Source organism: Candidatus Polarisedimenticolia bacterium (genome assembly GCA_036001465.1).
Lineage (GTDB): Bacteria > Acidobacteriota > Polarisedimenticolia > Gp22-AA2 > Gp22-AA2 > Gp22-AA3.
In genome coordinates, this window is the sequence record DASYUH010000056.1 from 21,811 (window position 1) to 41,054 (window position 19,244).

General features: G+C 65.6%; 11 protein-coding genes. 8 read left to right on the forward strand and 3 right to left on the reverse strand.

Annotated elements, in window-relative coordinates; all coding sequences use genetic code 11:
- The first annotated feature begins 302 nt into the window (after window positions 1-302).
- From VGV60_11335 to VGV60_11355, 5 genes are all read left to right on the forward strand, one after another.
- Entirely contained in the window at window positions 303-2,066 is a 1,764-nt protein-coding gene (locus VGV60_11335) for a thrombospondin type 3 repeat-containing protein (protein ID HEV8701853.1), read from the forward strand.
- A gap of 74 nt (window positions 2,067-2,140) precedes the next feature.
- The gene (locus VGV60_11340) at window positions 2,141-4,669 is read left to right on the forward strand and encodes a VCBS repeat-containing protein (GenBank protein ID HEV8701854.1); all 2,529 of its coding nucleotides are present in this window, start codon (window positions 2,141-2,143) and stop codon (window positions 4,667-4,669) included.
- A 54-nt stretch (window positions 4,670-4,723) separates the two neighbouring features.
- The gene (locus VGV60_11345) at window positions 4,724-5,299 is read left to right on the forward strand and encodes a zf-HC2 domain-containing protein (GenBank protein HEV8701855.1); all 576 of its coding nucleotides are present in this window, start codon (window positions 4,724-4,726) and stop codon (window positions 5,297-5,299) included.
- A gap of 83 nt (window positions 5,300-5,382) precedes the next feature.
- On the forward strand, window positions 5,383-6,219 hold the full coding sequence (locus tag VGV60_11350; GenBank protein ID HEV8701856.1) for a hypothetical protein: 837 nt from the start codon (window positions 5,383-5,385) through the stop codon (window positions 6,217-6,219).
- A gap of 42 nt (window positions 6,220-6,261) precedes the next feature.
- Window positions 6,262-7,413, forward strand: a complete 1,152-nt coding sequence (locus VGV60_11355; protein ID HEV8701857.1) for a hypothetical protein — start codon at window positions 6,262-6,264, stop codon at window positions 7,411-7,413.
- A gap of 235 nt (window positions 7,414-7,648) precedes the next feature.
- Here the strand turns inward: VGV60_11355 and VGV60_11360 are convergent, their stop codons facing one another.
- Window positions 7,649-9,631, reverse strand: a complete 1,983-nt coding sequence (locus tag VGV60_11360; GenBank protein HEV8701858.1) for a tetratricopeptide repeat protein — start codon at window positions 9,629-9,631, stop codon at window positions 7,649-7,651.
- Between the two features lie 574 nt (window positions 9,632-10,205).
- Here VGV60_11360 and VGV60_11365 point away from each other — a divergent pair.
- Genes VGV60_11365 through rnc form a run of 3 tightly spaced genes read left to right on the forward strand, consistent with a single transcriptional unit; the run spans window position 10,206 to window position 15,000 of the window.
- Window positions 10,206-10,988: a glycosyltransferase family 2 protein gene (locus tag VGV60_11365; protein HEV8701859.1), complete on the forward strand. Its 783-nt coding sequence runs from the start codon at window positions 10,206-10,208 to the stop codon at window positions 10,986-10,988.
- Complete coding sequence (locus tag VGV60_11370; protein ID HEV8701860.1) at window positions 10,985-14,254, forward strand: hypothetical protein; 3,270 nt, start codon at window positions 10,985-10,987, stop codon at window positions 14,252-14,254. The genes VGV60_11365 and VGV60_11370 overlap by 4 nt, the downstream gene beginning before the upstream one ends.
- A gap of 5 nt (window positions 14,255-14,259) precedes the next feature.
- Window positions 14,260-15,000, forward strand: a complete 741-nt coding sequence (rnc, locus tag VGV60_11375; protein HEV8701861.1) for a ribonuclease III — start codon at window positions 14,260-14,262, stop codon at window positions 14,998-15,000.
- 17 nt (window positions 15,001-15,017) lie between these two features.
- On the opposite strand, the gene VGV60_11380 is transcribed toward rnc, so the two are convergent.
- Together VGV60_11380 and VGV60_11385 are read right to left on the reverse strand one after the other, a co-directional pair.
- Window positions 15,018-17,315 (reverse strand): glycosyltransferase family 39 protein, encoded by a 2,298-nt coding sequence (locus tag VGV60_11380; GenBank protein HEV8701862.1) that lies wholly within the window; start codon window positions 17,313-17,315, stop codon window positions 15,018-15,020.
- Window positions 17,316-17,427: 112 nt separating this feature from the next.
- The gene (locus VGV60_11385; protein HEV8701863.1) at window positions 17,428-18,906 is read right to left on the reverse strand and encodes a hypothetical protein; all 1,479 of its coding nucleotides are present in this window, start codon (window positions 18,904-18,906) and stop codon (window positions 17,428-17,430) included.
- Window positions 18,907-19,244 lie beyond the last annotated feature (338 nt).

Genomic DNA, 19,244 nt, shown 5'->3' on the forward strand with positions numbered 1-19,244 from the left:
CTCGGCCCCGAAAGGGCCGAGCCGGGGTTTCTGTCGTTATCTCCCTGGTCGCGGTTAATGGTGGATTGGATATCCCCGAGACTCAGGAGTTGCGAAAGAACTGAACGGGATGGTCCCGTATGAGGTAGATAGGATTGGGAATTTGTCCTTGACATCGTGGTATTTCGGGGTATCTAGGGAGGCAGGGTGAGGTCTCTATTTACTCTGCACCGCAGGCAGTCGGTCGACCGGGCTCGGTCTGTGAAAGTCATCGTACCTTATCAGGGAATCAACGCTCAATAATCTCCATGGGGGAAATCTCAATGAAGACATTCCTCAAATCTCTGGTCGCCATCGGAGCGGTCGCAGTCGCGCTCCTGGTCGCCCCGGCAGCCCACGCGCAGTGCAACTTCTCCCTGCCCGCGGCGCATCTGCTCGACACGACCTGGACGGGGTTGCCCGAGGCGAGCCTTTCCGGTCGCTTTTTCGTCCTGACCGATCCGGCCGTCACGAGCGGAAGCGCGGCGTTTCTGTGCCCCTCCGCCGCGGACGTCACGACTGGTGGCCCGTGCCAGACCAGCGCGCTCTTACCGGATGACGGCATTGTCACGGTCAACGGGAATTTTTCCGGCGAGGGCGTGATCGGCTGCCCCAACGTGTCCGTCGACGGCGACGCCCCGGTAGTGGCATTCGTCACGGCGAGCTCCGGGGAAGGTACGGCCATGCATGCGGGCCGCTATGTCCTGGAGGCTGTCGGATTCAGCTTCAACTTCCAGGCCTACGTCTTCGATCTGGCCAATCCGATTGGCCCGAACGGCCTGCCGATCAGCATCGGCGCTTCCCTCATCCCATCGCCCCGCATCGTTTCGTCTACCACGGGTACCGGCGACGCGACCGTGAACATCCGGTGGGACGAAGCGGCCACGCGTGACGACTGCGAGCTGAACCTCGCCGGGACCTGCCCGGGCGGTGGCCGCCGGTCGATCCTCGAAGGATACGCAGTCTATTATCAGGAGGGTGACTGCGCCGCGCCTCCGACCTCCGGTGCGGTCGGTGGCTGGACTGAAGTCGTCCCCCGGTACCCTGCGGCCGCGCGGTCGGCGACGCTGGTCGTCCCGTTCCACCCGGAGAGCGGCATGTGCACCTATCTGGCGATGGGTCTCGTCGTCGGCGGTGCCCCGGGACCCGTGGTTTCCGGCCACACGACCCTCGGTACGGCGGACACCGATGGCGACGGCGTGCCCGACTCGACCGACAACTGCAAGTTCACCCCGAACCACGGCCAGGAAGACATTGACAACGACACGATCGGCGACGTCTGCGACAACTGTCCTGGCGCCGCGAACCGAGGCCAGGAAGACCTCGACGGCGACGGCGACGGGGATGCGTGCGACAACTGCAAGACCATCCCGAACGCCGACCAGGCGAATGCGGACAGCGACAGCAACGGAGATGTGTGCGACAACTGCCGTGGCACCGCCAACGACAACCAGGCCGACGCCGACGCTGACGGTGTGGGCGACGCGTGCGACAACTGCAGGGCCTCGAACAATGCCGACCAGGCCGACGGGGACGGAGACGGCGCCGGCGACGTCTGCGACAACTGCCCGACCGATTCGAACCCGGGTCAGGCGGACGGCGACGGCGACATGATCGGCGACGCGTGTGACAATTGTCCGACGATTCCCAATCCGACGCAGGACGATGGTGACTTTGATCGCGTCGGGAACGCGTGCGACAACTGCCCGACCATTCCGAACGCCGACCAGAACCCCGAGGCCTGTTTCCAGCGGGTGGAGAACCCGACGATCACGTTCACCAGCACGGTGGGCAAGGGCTCCGGGACCGCTGCCTGGAGTACTTCGCACGAGGTGGATCTGATCGGGTTCAACGTGGTGGTCATCGACGCCAAGGGGGTCAGGATCCAGCAGAACATGGCCCTGATCCGCTGCGAGCCGTGCATCACGGGCGACTCGCACCAGTACAGCTTCATCGTCCCGAAGCACAAGAGCGGCCACAACATCTTCATTGAGATGCTGCGACTGAACGGGACCGTAGAGGTCTTCGGGCCGGCGGCCAGGCAGTAGTATTCTGGTATAAGATGGACCCCGGTCCCGCGCCGAAGATGGGCGGGACCGGGGTTTGCTTTCTGAGGCGCCGCATGAGATGCAGATCGGCTCTACTGTCCTGCCTTCTGGTCCTGTTCATCACTTCCCCCCTCCTGGCGCAATCCTCCTTGAAGACACGCCAGGACTATGTCGTCGGGGATCATCCTGTGGGGGTGGTCGCCACCGACTATGACGCCGACGGGTTCCTCGACCTGATCACGGTGAATCAGCAGACGGACGGGAACGGGGACATCGCTCTTCTGAAGGGGTTCGGCGACGGCAGGCTTCGCAAGGTCAGCTCCATCGTTTCGGGGTCCCTGCCGTCGGCGCTCGTCTACACGGACGTCAACAGCGACGGCAAGCCGGACCTGGTGGTTGCCGACCTGCGCAGCCAGGAGATCACCGTCCACCTCGGCAATGGGACGGGCGGGTTCGGGGCCAAGCTGTCCACCTTGATCGTCGGGACGCCGGCCAGCCTGGCGGTGGGGGACTTCAACGGCGACGCCAAGCCCGACGTGGCCATCCTGAATTCGGCGCAGAACAACGTGCAGATCCTCCTCGGGGACGGCCTCGGCCGGTTCCCGACCAGCCGGCAGACTTTCGCGATCGCCGCCTCGTCGAAGCAGATCCTCACGATCGATCTCAATGCCGATGCGAAGCGCGACCTGCTGGTAGTCAGCAACACCACGAACACCCTCCGCATCCTCCGCGGGGACGGCACGGGCCTGTTCACCCTGAACACCACGCTGACGACGGGGACCGGACCGGTCGCCATGGTCACCGCCGACTTCAACAACGACACCCGGCCCGACATCGCCGTCGCCAACCAGGCCGGGGACAATGTGTCGGTCTTCTTGCAGTCGACCAGCGGCTCCTTCGGGTCGCCTTCGACACTGTCTCCGGGCTTCGGGCCGAGAGGCATCGCGGTCGCCGATCTCAACAAGGACGGTCGGATCGATCTGATCGTGACCCTCGGCAAGGTATCGCAGGAGGGTCAGGTGGCCCTGATGACCGGCAACGGCGCCGGCGGGTTCACCCTGCTGAATACGCTCTTCGTCGGGCCGGCGCCGAACTGGGCGGCGACGGGAGACTTCAACCGGGACGGCAATCTCGACCTGGTCACCGCGAACAATACGGGGAACACCGTGTCGCTCGTGCCGAGCATCGGCACGGCGACCTTCCTGATTCCGGGACGCATCCCTCTGCCGTTCGGCTCGTTCCCGGCGTCGGTGGTCGTCGGTGATTTCAACAATGACAGCAAGGTGGACGTCATCTCGGCCAACGAGCAGACCAACAACATCAGCGTGGTGAACGGCGACGGCCTGTGCGGCTTCACGTCCGTCACCTCCGCGAACAACACCGGCATCACGCCAATCAACATCGTGGCCACCCATTTCAACGCGGACAGCTGCCCCGACCTCCTGACCGTCAATAACGGGGACGGGTCGTTTTCCATCATGCTGGGCAACTGCGCGGGCAATTTCGCGGTCACCAACGGCAACGCGGTCGGATGCCCCGACCCGATATCGGTCTCGGTGGGGGACGTGAACGGCGACGGCCGCCGAGACATCGGCATGATCTGCGAGACCGCCGGCGAGCTGTGCACCCGGCTCGGAACGGGAGTCTCGTCTCCGGTGTTCGGCTTGCTCTCCCTCTGCACGCCGTCGGTGACTGCCACTCCCCAGGGGGTGGCGATGGGCGCCTACAACCTGGACGCCGACGAGGACTACGCGATCACCTCCAGCCCGGTCCCGAGCGGCGACCCGACCGACATCATCGCCATCGCCAAGTCGGACGGTCTCGGCGGCGTGCTGGACATCCCCGCGACCTTCCCGGTCGGACTGTCGCCGCGGGGCGTCGTCAACGCCGATCTGAACGGCGACGGGTTTCTCGACCTGCTGGTCGCCAACAGCGGCTCGAACAGCATCAGCGCCCTTCTCGGCGACGGTGGCGGCGTCTTCAGCTTCCCCTCCATCGACAGCCCGGCAGGGCAGGCCCCGACGTCGATTGCCGTGGCCGATTTCAACCTGGACGGCAAGCTCGACGCCGCGACCACCAACACGAACGCCAACAACGTGTCGCTCCTGCTGGGCGACGGGTTCGGCCATTTCACCAAGGCAGGGGACTACGGCACGCGCGACCTGCCGATTTCAATCGGGGCAGGGGACTGCAACGGCGACGGCAAGCCGGACCTGCTGGTGGCCGACAACTTCAACGATACGATCACCGTCCTGGTGAACCAGACGGCGGCGGGGGACCCGCTTCAGGTCACGGATCTTTTCGGCCAGACACAAACGGTCTACTCCTGGGGAATTGTGGCCGGCGCAAAGTACGACGTCATCCGCGGGCAGCTGCGCCTGGCCAGTCAGGGGCCGACCACCAATAGCCTGGGGCCCGTGACCTGTCTGGCCAACGACCTCACCGAGACCGACACGGCCAATCTTCCTGACACCACATACCCTCCATCGGGGGACGCCTATTTCTACCTGGTCCGGGCGACCGTCGGCGGTCTGGCCGGCAATTACACGGTCTCCGTGCCGGGCGGGAAACCGGGCGTCCCGTCCTCTGGCGGGTGCCCTTGAGGAAATTGCGGACCATTCTTGAACGGTATTCCTCATGAGACGGTATATACGGTCATGAAGAGATGCAGAGATTTCAACGCGCTCTTGCCCCTTTACTCCGGCGGCGAGCTCAGCGAGGCGGAGAACCTGGAGGTGAAAGGTCACTTGGCTCGGTGTGCGGCCTGCCGTGAGGAAGAGGAGCAATTCACGCAGGTTATCGGGATCGCCCGGCAAGCAGGCTCTGGGGAGTATCGAATTCCAGAGATGGTTGCCAACAGGATTGCGCTCGAGGCGTCATCACGCCCCTCGCGCAGGCCATGGGGCTTTCCTGTTCCATCCTTTTCGCTGTCCGCCCACCCTGGTCTTCTGGCGGGCGCCGTAGCGTTCGTTTTCATTTTGGCGGCGCTGCCGATTGCCATGCGTGACGTTAACCGTCCGATTCGCCAGACCGGAGTCTCGGTCCTTGACATCACGGCCGATGGCGGCGTCGTCAGGCTGGCGTGGAGCGACGGAAGTCGTGATTTGTACAGGGTTTACAAGAGCACCGATCCACGGGACATGGGGCAATCCGAGGTTCATGTCGTCAGGGGTAACGTCTGGACCGACAAGCGCTCCGAATCGTCTCCGATTGTGTATTACAGGATCGAGTGAGAAGGGTCCGGTTTCAAGTTCCTGTTGACAAACTTGCATTTGAGCGTAAATAGAAGTGGCCTAATTTCAAGGAGGCAATAGACATGATCAGACTCAAATCAATGCGCCCGTCTCTGGCGATTCTCGTCGCGGCTGTCCTGATTGTGGCGGCCGGGGGAGCCGTCATCGCGTCGAACATGGGGTTCAAGATGAACAAGCCCCTGGTGAGGGTCCCGACCGGAGCCGCCACCCTGACGGGCAACAACTGGACGTCGATCCCGTTTCACAACCCGTACGGGACGATTCAGGGCTTCTGCAATCAGACCGGCCTGACATCCACCGGTTTCTCGGTGACCGGAATCTCCACGCTGAACTACAACGAGCCGCCGTTCTCCCCGGCACTCTCTGGAAAGTGCAGCAACCAGGCTTCACTTCCCTGTCCCGCTACCGCATCGACAAACTCGTTCTGCTCTTGCACCACCGACGCCGACTGCCCCGCCGTCGGGACGGGCAGCCCCTTCTTCTGCGCCGAGGGCCCCAAGAATTTCAACTGCGGTTCCGCCGGGGCGTCGGCCCAGTCCCTTATCAGTGGCAAGGGGTTCCAGATCCGCCAGCCGGCAGCCGGAGTTTCCAGCATCATCATCGTCGGCTCCCATAATTCGGGTCAACAGATTCAAATCAAGAAGAACGTAAACTATTGGTACAGCGTGCCGTACCATACGACCGCGGTCAATACAAACGACCTGTGCACCCAGCTGGGGCTGACCGCCACGGGCTTCGGCCCGGCGGGGATCACCCGCCTGATTCCCGGCCCGCCGGCCGCCCCCCAGTCGACGACCTGCGGCTCGACGACCACGGTCTTCAATCTGGTCCTCGGTGAAATGATCCAGGTCCGCGAGCCGACCAAGACCTCGGTTACCTTCACACCGGCGCACTATTAATCGGCAGTGAACCTCATCATCGGGGAACGGAGGAATCAAGACATGAAGAGAGTGATTCTAGTACTGGCGGTTCTTGGCGTGATGGCGCTCGCGGCCCCATCGGCATACGCGGCGTGTGGCGCCTCGGTGCCGCTGCTCCACGGTTTCGACTCGTATTTCGCGTGCGATAACTCCAGGGGGCCGGTGACCGCCTTTGCCTACCTGGTCAGCGCTCCGAGCGCGACCAATACCGGTCCGGTCGGGATCATTCGCGACCTCGGCGCCGGCAAGGTCGATATTCAGACCGACTGGTCCACCCCGGGTGTCATCGGCTGCCCGCAGGACGCGCTGGGGAACCACCGAATCATGATCGTCGTCCAGGCCAACGATGGCACGGGTCTCATGACCTCGATCAGCGGCGCCTCAGCCACGCTCGCTTTCGGCTACACCGTCGAGACGTCCCAGCAATTCCTGGGGTTCGACGATACGGGGAAGGTGCTGGCAGCTCCGCTGCCGTGCGGGACTTCGAATGGCAGGCCGAGGATCGTCAGCGTTTCCCCCTCCTCGGTGCAAATCCACGTCGATCCGCCGCACATCTTCTCCGACTGCGACTCAGGCACCGTAGGAGAGGCATTGGGGGACGCTTGTGTGGACGGCTTTGGCGGCACCGTGCTGCCCGTCGGCCGCATCTTTACCAGTAACCAGCCCTGCGGCACGAGGCCGGACGTGCGCAGCTCGCTCTGGACGGTGAGCACGGCCGTCCTGGATGCCGCGGGCAATGCCAACGTTCCGTACACCAAGCCTGACAACGGCACCAAGCAATGCGCCACCGATCCGACCTGCCTGTGCGCCTACATCGGGACCACGACGGGCACCGGCACCGGGGAGAGCAGCTCGATCAACGGCTTCATCTCCGTGGCTGGCACGCTTGCCGCTCAGCCGACCGCCGAGAACGTTCGTGCGACGACAGACAGCGGCAAGGTGAAGCTCTCCTGGAGCACGTCGAACGAGGTCGGCCTGGCCGGGTTCAGGCTCATCGCCGTATCCAAAACCAAGGGCCAGTTCGAAATCGGTTCGCTCATCGCCGCGAATGGAGCGGCCTCGTCCTACACCGCCGAAGCGCGCATGGGTGACCTAAAAGGCTCGCGTTCGATCATCATCCGCTCGGTGCTGACGAACGGAACCACGGTCGATGCGGCCCCGGTCAACTTTTAAGGGAGAGGGAGAAGGACTCATGAAAAAAGCCTACGAAAAGCCCGCGATCATCCACACGGAGAAGATCGAGGCACGCGCCGTCGCCTGCTCCAAGTCGGATGACGCGTGTGTCACGCGGGGTCCCATCACGAGCTAGGATTGGTCCTGAGGCGAGTCGTGGAGCCACCGGGTCTCGCGACCCGGTGGCTCTTTGTTTTTTCTGCGTGAACGCCTTCAGGGGAAGAGGCGACCCGATTCAACGCGGGCCGGACCTTGACAGGACCGATTGGAATTCCCGGGTCCCGGCATAGACGTCGAACTCGTCCACTTTCTCGAGCCACTCCTTGACCTTGGGGTCTCTGGCGAGAGCGGTCTCCAGTAGCACCAGGGCCTCCCCCTTTCGTCCGGCCTGCGCTTCGACTCGTGCGAGACAGAAGTCGAACCATGCCAGACGGGGGAACGCGCTGCGGGCGGCATCCGTCGCGGCGCGCGCCCGGTCCGTCTGCCCCGAGCGGATCAGGGCGACCACGTAGTTCGATCGGGCATCCACGTCATCGGGGTCGAGGCTCACCAGATCGCCGTAGGCGTCGGCCGCCTCGGCATATCGCGCCTGCCCGTAGAGGGCATCCGCAAGGTCGAGGAGGGCCGGCGTGAACCCGGGCGCCAGGTGCAGCGCCGCCCTGGCTTCCGCCTCGGCTTCCACCGGGCGGTCGAGAAGCAGGAGCGCCTTGGCGGCGTCGACGTGCGCCGGCGCGAAGAAGGGGGCCAGCTCCGATGCGCGGCGCAGGTGGGTGAGCGCATCCTCCCGTGTCGCCTTGTCCTGCCTGGTGAGCATGAGCGCCACGCCGAGGTTGTAGTGGGCCTCGGCATTGCGCTCGGTGATCGCGAGCGCGCGCCGGAATGAGGGGACGGCTTCCCCGGCAACTCCCCGGCCGATGAGCATCACCCCCAGGCTGCTGTGCGCCATGGAGTAATTGGGGAAACGTTCCGTCCAGGCGGTGAACAGGGAGACGCCGTCGCGCCAGAGGCCGGTTTCTGTGTAGGACACCATGGCCAGGACCGCGAGAATCGGCGTGGCCACCAGCAGCGGCGCCGCCCGCAGCACGGAAGTCCTCCGAGCCGCCAATCTCCCCAGGAGGTCGCCCAGGGCCAGACACAGGCCGAGGAGCGGCATGTAGAGGAAGTTCTGCGCATAGAGCGAGCTGATCGGCATGAGGATGTTCGAGGCCGGCAGGAAGCTGGCCAGGGAGAATGCCAGGGGCAGGGCGATCCGATCCCGTCTCAGCCAGAGAATGAGAATCCCGGCCCCCCACGCCGAAAGGGCCCCGAGGCTCAAGAGGACACTGGGCGCCCAAGGGGACGGCAGGGTGGAGGGATCGACGTAGTTCCGCGGATCGCTGAAGCGGACGGGGACGACGAGATACAGGATGTACCGTCCTGCGAGCGCCAGGGCTGCCCAGAGACGCGAGGGCATGGTCAGCTGCCCCAGGGGGTTGGTCAGGGGGTCGACCAGCTTCTGGGCGATCAGGACACCCACGCCGGACCAAAGGCGCAAGGCCAGCCAGGCGACCACGGACCCCCCGAGCGCGAGCAGGGCCGGCCAGGTCCTGTCCCGCCTGTCAGGCGTGCGGACCTCCTGAAGGGGCTCGGGGTCCCGCAATCGCCTTAACCCGAGTATCGGCACGGCGAGGAAGGCTGCCGCCGACTCTTTCGAGAGAAGCGCCATGAGAAAGAGAAGCCCGACGAGAACCGGCCGACGCCCGTCATGAAGCGCCAGCCAGGCGAGCAGGACGAAAAATGCCGGCAGGAGATCGACGCGCGCCACGATGGAGCCCACCGGCCAGGCGGCGACGGGATGAACTGCAAAGAGCGCGGCGGCGCAGGTGGCGGCCCAGACCGGGGCCCCGATCCGCCGGATGAGCTCGAGGAGGAGCGCGGCATTCGCCGCGTGCAGCAGAAGGTTGACCAGGTGGAACCCGGCCGGACCCCAGCCGAAGAGCCGGCCGTTGAGCGCCAGGCTCGAGGTCGCGATCGGGCGATAGTAGGCGGCCCCGAACGGGGTCCCGTGCCAGAAGTGGTGCGCGAAGGCGGTCAGCGGGCTCCAGGGCTCGTGCAGGAAGGAATTGTTCACGATCAGGTGCAGATCGTCGAAGACGAACTCGAATCCCAGCGTGCGCAGATGAAGAGCCACCACCGTGAGTGCCACGGCGGCGGCAGGAATCCACGAACTTCGCTTCATGGCACGCTAGAATAGCACGCCATATCGCGGGAAGCGTTCGGAGACCCGGCGCACAAGCTCGTACGAGAACCCCCGGCTGCCCCCAGGGCGCAGCCGGAGACTTGGTGGGTGGCAGGGTTTAGCAGCATTCGACGCTATCAAAGGGAAGCTGGCTGTTCATGTACCAGTTGGCGGATGCCCGGATGACGGAGACGCCGATACCGCGTCCTACAAAATTGATGTAGCTCTTGCCGTTCGTCGTGATCGACGTGTCGGTCGAGAGGACTCCGCTGTCGACACAGACCGTATACACATTCCCGGGACCACTGTGCCTCCCGAATCGTGGAGCGGAATCGGCGTCATTCCTCACCCCTGAGAGGGCACCCCGGATTAGAGGGTCACGCGCATCGGACCGTTGTCTGCACCTCCCCGCGCAGTGACAGCACATGGCACTGCCCCAGCACACGCATGGGGCCAGGATGGAGAGCGAGAACGCCACCAATAAAATCATAGTTTGGAGCGCATCCTTGCACACTCGATCAATGCTGGCAAGTCATAGCGCGCTAGAATAGCACGCCATTTTCGGGGGTGAGGGGTGGTCGAGCGGCAACGGGTGGTCGTGGTCCTGCCGGCCTACAATGCCGAGCGGACCCTGGAGCGGACCTGCTCCGAGATCCCGCGCGAGGTGGTGGACGAGGTCATCCTGGTGGACGACGCCAGCCACGACCGGACCGTGGAGGTGGCCCGCCTGCTCGGGATTCCGACCATCGTCCACCCGCAGAACCGCGGCTACGGAGCCAACCAGAAGACCTGCTACCAGGCGGCCCTGGAGCGCGGCGCCGACATCGTCGTCATGCTGCACCCCGACTACCAGTACCCGCCGCGCATCATCCCGTCGATGGTGGCGCTTCTCAAGTCCGGATTGTTCGACGTGGTCATCGGCTCGCGCATCCTGGTGAGAAGCGCGCTCAAGGGGGGCATGCCAATCTACAAGTACGCGGGGAACCGCTGCCTGACGCTCGTCGAGAATGCCCTTCTGGGCCGCAAGCTCTCGGAGTATCACAGCGGGTTCCGCGCCTTCACGCGCGCCGTTCTGCTGAAGCTGCCGATCCTCGAGAATTCCGACGGGTTCGTGTTCGACAACGAGATGCTCTGTCAGGCGATCTACTTCGGGTTCTCGGTCGGCGAGGTGAGCAGTCCGTGCAAGTATTTTCCAGAGGCCTCGTCGATCGGATTCGGCTCGAGCCTGCGGTACGGGCTCGGGGTCCTGCGCACGGGGGCGCTCTACCGCCTGAACCGCTGGGGCCTGCTGAGATCGCGGATCTTCAACCCGCGAGGCCGGGGGCTGCGGCCGGTGATAGAATCCCCGACTCTATGAGCGAATCCGGAGTCCCGGGAGCGGCGAGCCCGGCAGGGGCGAGGCTGTCCGTCGGCAGTCTCGTCGTGCCGACGGCCGCGTTCACCCTGTACCTGGCGCATGCGGCCGCGGCGGCGATCCTCCTGATCGTCGGCCACCGGGTCTTCTCCCTGACCGCCGGATTCACCACCCAGGCGGCGAGCGCCTTCGTCGCGGTCGTCGCGATCGCCTGTGCCGCCGGGGCGGTGTTCGCGGGCCGGAGGGCCAGGTGGGCGTCCAGCCCGATGGCGCTGCTCGCCCTCCTGATGGCGGGCCTCGGGCTGGCGAGCGCGTTGTCGGCGGGGCTCTACGGCGTGGTGCGGGCGGGATACCTCGTCCTGTGGCCCGTCCTGGGCGGGTCGGAGGCCGGGTTGTTTCTGATGCGCTTCATCCTCGCCCTGGCCCTGGTCGCGCTGCCGGCGGCGCTCTTCTGCGCCAGCCCGCCGGTCCTGGCGCGCCTCATCGCCACGCGGCCCGAGGGGGCCGGCCTCAGCCTCGGTTTCGCCTTCGGCCTCGCCCTGGCGGGGAGCGCGCTCGGCCTGGCCGTCGCCGGGAGTTTCGTCCTCCCCGGCCTCGGAATCCACGGAAGTCTCCTGCTGGGGCTCTCCCTGTCGGGGATCGCCGCGGCGGGGACCGTCCTGCTGCGCCAGAAGGGGCTGGAAGGGCAGGGGTCGATCGGCGCCGCCCTGGCGGGGGACGCGGTTCGCGCCGGGGAGCCCCGGCTGGAGGAGCATCCGGCGGCCACCACCACCGGGACGGCCGCCGCCCTGGGGGCGATGATGACCCTGTTCGCCTTCACCGCCTGGGGGTTCCTGCTCCTGTGGGACCGGGGCCTGTCGTTCGTCCTGGGGCGCACGCTGGTGGCGCGCACGACGACCGGCGCCGTCTTTCTTCTGACCCTGGCGCTCGGAGTGTTCCTGGCCGCGGCGCTCACCGACCTGCTCGCCGCGCCGTTCACAGCACTCGCGGCGACCCTGACCGCATCGGCCGTCGCCGCCTACGCCTCGATGTACGTCATGCCCCAGGTGTCCCTGCTGTACCTGAAGCTCTCTCCGTACCTCGGCCGGTCCGGGTTGTCCCAGATTCCCGCGGCCGCGGCCACGGCGGCCCTGCTGCTGCCCGCGACCCTGCTGCTGGGAGCGTCGCTGCCGCTCCTGGCGCAGGCGGCGCGCCAGAGGCGCCGCTCGGCGGTCGGCGTGCTGGTCTTCATCGCCATCGGCGTCATCGCGGCCGACCTGGGGGTAGGCCTCATGGCGATCCCGCTCTTCGGGCTCCGGCGGGCCCTCTCACTGGTGGCGGCCGTCGGCATCATGCCGGCCATCCTGGCGCTGATGCTGGCGCCGTTCCGCCGGCCGGCGCTGCGGACGACGTTCGTGCTCGCGCTGCTCGGCCTGATGGTGATCCTGGGAGGCTTCGCGGCCGCCTGGGACCCGCGCATCGTGGCCTCTGGCCTGTACCGATACGGCACGAGGGCCCTGACGCGCTTCGGATCGGTCGAGGAGTACCTCGCGGCGCGCCAGAGCATCAATGTCCTGTTCTACCGCGAAGGGGTCAACTCCTCGGTCATGGTCGAGGAGACGCTCCTGCCCACGCCCGGGCTGCCGCCGGTCGAGGCGCTGTCTCTGACAGTCGACGGCAAGGTGGAGGCGACGACCGGCGACGACACCCGCACGCAGGTCCTGCAGGGACATATCCCGATCCTGGTGCACGGGCCGACCGAAAGCGTTCTCCTGATCGATTTCCTGAACGGCGTCACGGCCGGATCGATCCTGCGCCACCCGGTGAAGACGCTGACCGTCATCGAGCGCGAGCCGGCCCTGTTCGAGGCTTCCAGATTCTTCGCGTCGTACAACAACTCGCCGCACGCCGATCAACGGCTCGTCCGCCTGGCCGACAGCGCGCGCTCGAGGCTTCTGGCCGACCCGGCGGCCTACGACGTGATCATCGTCCCGGGGATGGAGCCGTGGCTCCCGGCGAGCGCGGCCCTGGTGACCCGGGAAGGGATCGACCTCCTCAAGTCGAGGCTGAACCAGGGCGGCCTCCTGGCGCTGCGGGTCCCCCTGGCATCGACCGGCGAGGCGGCCCTGCGCGCGGTCATGCGGACCTTCGCGGGCGCCTTCGACTCCGTCCTGGTGTTCCAGATCTCGCAGGAGGACCTCCTGCTCCTCGGATCGGCCGAGCCGCTCGGGCTCGACGTCGGCTGGTTCCGGAACGTCATCTCCTCCACCGGCGATGTGTCACGCGACCTGCGGCGCATCATGGTCCTCGGCCCGAACGAGATCCTCTACACCTTCCGCCTGGCGGGAGAGGAGCTGCGCGGGGTCCTCGGCGACGGCCCCGGCAACGACGACGATCGCGCGCCGGTCGAGTTCGCCTCGGTGCGCGAGCTGACCATCCACAGCAACTCCGCGCTGATGGCGGCCGTCGATTCCGCCGGGACCTCGATCGTGCCGCAGCTTAGAAACTACGGCGTCTCGCCGGAGGAGAAGGCCGAGTTCCTGTACAACCTGGCCAAGTCGTACCTGGGCATCGCCGGCGACCCGGCGCGCGCCCGGGACATCGCCCGGGAGCTGTCGTCACTGGGCCAGACGGCGAAGGCCCGCTGGGTGACGGGGGAGTGCCTCATGCAGCAGTCCGACCTGGACGGCGCTCTCGGCGAGTGGAACGGGGTGCTCGATCTCGATCCCGGCAACCTGGATGCCCTGTTCAGCCTCGGGACCGTGTACATGGACAGCCGCGACTACTGGAAATCGGAGCCCTTCCTCGAGGAGGCGGCACGCCTCCACCCGGACATCTCCATCGTGCGCTACAACCACGGGCGGATCCTCTACTACCTCGGAAAGAACGATGCGGCGATCGGCGAGCTCAAGGAGGCCCGGCGCATCGCGGTCGACAAGGAGAAGGGGGACGGCTACCCTCTGGTCGACTACCTGGTCGGCATCGCCGCACACAGGATGAAGAAGGACAAGCAGGCGGCGGACTCGCTCGAGACCTACCTGAAGTGGGCCTACACCCAGCCGCTCACTCGCGTGGAGGTCGACGCCCACCTGAAGCTGGCGGAGGCCTACGAAGGGATCGGCAAGCGGTTCGAGGCCCTGAAGGAGCGCCAGAAGGGGGATGACCTGCTCCGCCGCCTCCAGGGCCAGACGCCCCAGAATCCGACTCCGTCCGGCGCCGCCCCCTCCGGTCCTGCCACTGCGCCGACACCGGCCGGGGTCCCGGGCACGCCCGCGGCCGCGCCGGGATAGCCCGCATGCGATCCCCGTCGTCCGACGCGCCGCGTCCCCGTGCGGGCAGCGCGCCCGGCCTGCCGCGCCTCGAGGAGAGGCTCGGGCACGTCTTCGAGAACAGGGACCTCTTGACCCGCGCCCTGACCCATTCCTCCTTCGCGCACGAGGGGGGAAGCGGCCCGGACAACGAGGCCCTCGAGTTCCTCGGGGATGCGGCGCTCGGCTTCCTGGTCGCGCAGGCAGTCATGAAGCGCTTTCCCGAGATGGACGAAGGGGGGCTCTCCAAGTTCAAGGGATTCCTGGTCAGCCGGCCCAACCTGGCGCAGGTGGCGCGTCGCCTCGGCCTGGGAGTCCACCTGAGGCTCGGCAAGACGGCCGAGCAGGGGCTGGCCAGGACGAAGGAGTCCCTCCTGGCCGACACGCTCGAGGCGGTGATCGCCGCAGTCTTCCTGGACGGCGGCGATCAGCCGGCGCGGGCCGTGGTGAACCGGCTGTTCGGCGGGCAGATCCAGAGGCTGAGCCGGGAGGAGATCGAGGAGAAGGACTACAAGACCGCCTTCCAGGAGCTGATGCAGGCCGGTGGCCGGCCCGCGCCGCGCTACAAGGTCGTCAGGACGGAGGGGCCGGCGCACAGCCCGACCTTTCACGTCGGGCTGGTCGTGGACGGCAAGGAGGTGGCGGTCGGCAAGGGCCTGACGAAGAAGGAGGCCGAGCAGCGGGCCGCCCGCGCCGCTCTGCGTTTCCTGAAACGCTCGACGTCTTAGGAGCGTGTCCGAGGCGGCTACTTGCCGTCCGGCTCGTCGGCCAGAGGTTGCACGCCGCGCGCCCGCAGGTACGTCACCGTGGCCTGGATCTCGCCGGCCTGGGAGTACTGCGGATCGAGCTCGAGCGCCCGCTGGAAGTTGTACAGCGCCTTCCCCGGCTCGTTCAGCCCCTGCTGCAGGATCAGGCCGCGATGGAAGTAGATTCTCGCCAGCTCTTGAGGGGAAAGGTCCTTGTGCATCGCCCGCCCCTGGTCGATCTGCCGGAGCGCCTCCTTGAACTCGCCGGTCTTGAAGAGCGCCTCGGCCAGCTCGGCGCGCGTCTGGAGATCGTCGGGCCATAGATCGACCCCCTTGCGCAGCCACTCGATCGCCGCCGGCTGGTCCCCCTTCAAGGTGAAGGCACGCGCCATCTTCCGGATCGACAGCAGGTAAGCCGGGGCCTGCTTCAGCGCCTCCTGGAACTGCGCCGTGGCCTGGTCGAGGAGCAGCATGGCCTTCTGCCGCTCGCCCCGCCCGAGCAGCTCCTCGGCCTGCTGCACCAGGGTGATGCCGATCCCGTGGTGGATCCCGATGTGAATCCCCTTGAACTGCGGGCCGCGGGCGATCGATTCGACCTCGAGCTCCTTCATGAGGGCCTCGCGGGTCGCGCCCGTGCCGAAGCGCGCCTGGAGCTCCGCCTCGCCGCGCTCTCCCGGCGGGCCCTCACCGAGCAGCAGGAGCCCGGTGAGGTAGGCCTGCAGGGCCTCGTCGTACCGCGACTCGGCGTAGTAGGCGTTGCCGCTGATCAGCGCCTGCTCGATGGCCGTCACGACACCACGCGGCAGCTCGACGTTGATCCCGGCGAGACACACCGGGAACAGGAGCCCGGCGACCGCCTGCTCCCGTCCCGGGAGCAGGGCCAGCGTCCGCGCCGGCATGTCGCCCGAGCGGGCGGCGAAGGCCACGGCGAGCCCCCCGAGACGACGCAGGAGCCTCCCGAGCGCGAACAGGGCCGGCGCCGCGAACAGCGCCAGGATCGGCACGATCGGAACCCGGAACCGCGAGAAATTGAAGAACAGCAGGACCGTCCCCATGTAGCCGAAGACCAGGATGTAGAGCGGCAGATACCTGCGCCAGCGGCGCCAGGTCAGCAGCATGCCGAACAGTCCGAGGGGCGCGACCGTTCCGAAGGTCGAATACAGATGAAGGCGGACCGGCGCCCACGATCCCCCCGCCGGCACGGCGAGGGTCCGCCATCCCGGGGGCGGGAACGTCGCGTTCAGCGCGCTCAGGAGTGTGGAGAAGCGCTGCAGGATGACGTAGTCGAGGTTGTCCGGCAGCTCGTAGAAATTCCAGAAGTGGACGAGCTTGCGCCCCAGCAGGCGGAGCCAGGAGAGCGGCTCCTCGGCGATGAACTTCGTCCCTTCGCGGAACCAGAACCAGGACGACTGCATCGGTGTCATCGCGTGCCCGGTGATCTCCGCGGCGCGGGCGATGAAGTCGGCGTGCTCGTACCGTGGATCGGGGCGCACGAAGGCGGGCGGCACGTACAGCCCGTTCGCGTCCGCGTTGTTGCCGATGAAGAAGACCTCGCCTCCCCCGGTCGTCAGGAGCACGAACTCGTGCGACACGATCCAATTGCGCAGCGTCACCGGGGCGATCATCAGGACGGTCCCGAGCGTGAACGCCCCCGCCGCGCGCAGCCCGCGGCGGTTCGCCCCCCCGCCCAGGACGAGCGCCAGCCCCGCCAGGACCGGCGCCAGCAGGATGAAGTTGTCCCGGTCGAGCGCGGTCAGGCCGTACACGACCCCCGCGACGGCGAACAGGCGCGCCGCCCGCGGCCCCTCGGCGCCCCACGCCTTGTCGAGCAGCAGCAGGAGCGCCAGCGTCAGGAAGGGGGAGAGGAAGGTCTTCATGACCATCCCCTCCTCGAAGAGGAACGGGCCGTACAGCGCGATCAGGACGGCCGCAGCCACGCCGTGCCCGTGTCCGAACAGGCGCCGTCCGGCACGATACGTCAGCAGGACCGTGCCGGTGCCGATGAGCGACTGCACCACCAGGATCGGCCCGACGCCGGTCCCGACGATCTTCATCAGGACGCCGAGCAGGTAGGCGTAGAGCGGGCTCTGGACGAACGGCTCCTTCCCGAGCCAGTTCCCGGCGGCGATCTCCTGTCCCCAGCGGTGATAGAACCCTGGGTCCAGGTCCTCCGGCTGGACCAGCGTCGAGTCCTTGATCTGGAAGACATAGATCAGCCGCAGAGCGAGCGCCAGGGCGCACACCCCCGCGACCCACATCCAGTCTGGAACCGCCCGTCTGTTCGAGACCTCCGGCACGCGCCCCCCGCCGCAAATGGCGCCGGATTATAGCAGAGGGGGGAAGTGACGCCCCAGCCACCTCGGACAATGGCCGGGGCGTCGCATGAAAAATTGGACCTTCAAGCGCCCGTCAGCGAGTCACTGTCCAATCCACGGACGCGACTGAGCTGGCGTTCGACGACTTGAGGGTGAATCCCGTGGTGGTCTTGCTCATCACATAGACGGTTTCCTGAGCATTGGCAGACAAGCCCACCCGGTAATTGGCGTCTGGCATTGGCGTTGGCAGGGTTACGGCCACGGTGTTCGACGTAGGGAAGGTGGCCACCCCACTTTCGACGTTGATTGTTTTGTACAGCGCCGCATTTGAGGTCTGGAGAGCATTCGCGTTCGTGGTCAGGGCCGAAACGATCTTCGAGCCGACGTTGAGAATCGTGGGTTCGTATCTGAAGCCACCGAGGACGTAGGGTCCGCCCACGATGTCGCCCCTGAAGCTCCCCCCGCTCCCGCCGTTGTCGACGAAGGTATCTCCAACCAGACTGACTTCTGTCGTTCCGCTTCGATTCAAGCCGGTATACGGGAAGCCGATCCCTGCCAGCTGGCCCTGGCTCAGCGAGGTGGGGCTCTCATAGAGGAGCTCCGAGCCGGTGAGATCGATCCTGATCCGGTCACTGGCGGTGGTTGGATTTGCGAGTCTCAGAGCCGCCATGCTCCGAGTTGCGCTTCCAATGTTGGCGGTGCTCATCTTGACATGGAGAGTGCTCCCCAGGACTTTGACGAACCCACTCGAGAATTGGGTAGCCAGCCCGGCCACATTATAGGTCGCTCCTGGCTCACCGCTTTCGCCGTGCAGGTGTGACGCCCAAACCGTCGTCTTGATGTTTGGAGTAGTGGTTCCGACAGCAAGCCCGAAACACGCGGCAGTCGTGCCACTGTTTCCTCCATTGCACACTGCACGCAGATCGCTGGAAAAGATATGCCAGACGGTTGAACGCACCAGAATGGCGTAGTCTGCGGATCGAATCTTCGAATTGAATACTTGAATCAGGCCAGATGGATTTCCGGCCCCTTCCCATAGACCGTAAATGACCCCTTGCAGGTCCGCGCTATCAAACACAATCTTGTCAGGAACATCGCCGAGATACACCGCGCCGAAGTCAAGGCCGGCCCCCAAACCCCCCGGGTCCAGGGTTCTGGCATCGATCGTAAGATTGCTCACTGTGATGTTCGTCGAATTCGAAAGGTCGAAGAATTTGGGCGATGTGAATCCATTCGCGACATTCTGAAACCACCCCAGAGGAACTGAGGCAGACGAGGTCGCTTGAACGACAGACACCCCCATTCCACGTCCCGTGATGTTGATGTAGCTCTTGCCTTGCAGGCTGATGGATGTGTTACTCGGCAGGACCCCGCTGTCCACAAAAATGGTATAAATGTTGCTCGCGCTGCTGTCCGTGATGCTGTTGATGGCCGTCTGGAGGTCAGTGTACGTGCAGCCCGAAGCGCAGACGTCTTTGAACTTCGCGGACGCACCAAACGAGGGCACAGCGGACATCACGAAAAACTCCGCACATGCGACCAGAAAGATCACAAGATGCCGAATGCAATTCATAGCATCCTCCGAGTGGAGAAAGTGTGCGGCGACCCTTCACCCTCGCGAGGATTGCCTCATGTGAATAGCGGGAACACTTCAGCGGGAACTTCTTCACCTCCTTTCCGATCATCCAAGGGTGCCCCAGCAGATGCACACCGCGGAATGGGGACTGCTCCTTGTATGACACTGGAAGCTGAGAGCGAACATTTGTTACTTACGCTCATTTGGTCTTTTGTCAACACAAATCCGCAGCAAGCAAGAATGAGTCACTGCCAGTTGTGATCGGCTCGCAAGAATTGCTTCGTTCCTGGGAGCCCCGGATGATTGACTCTCCCATCGGTTTACAAGACAATCTA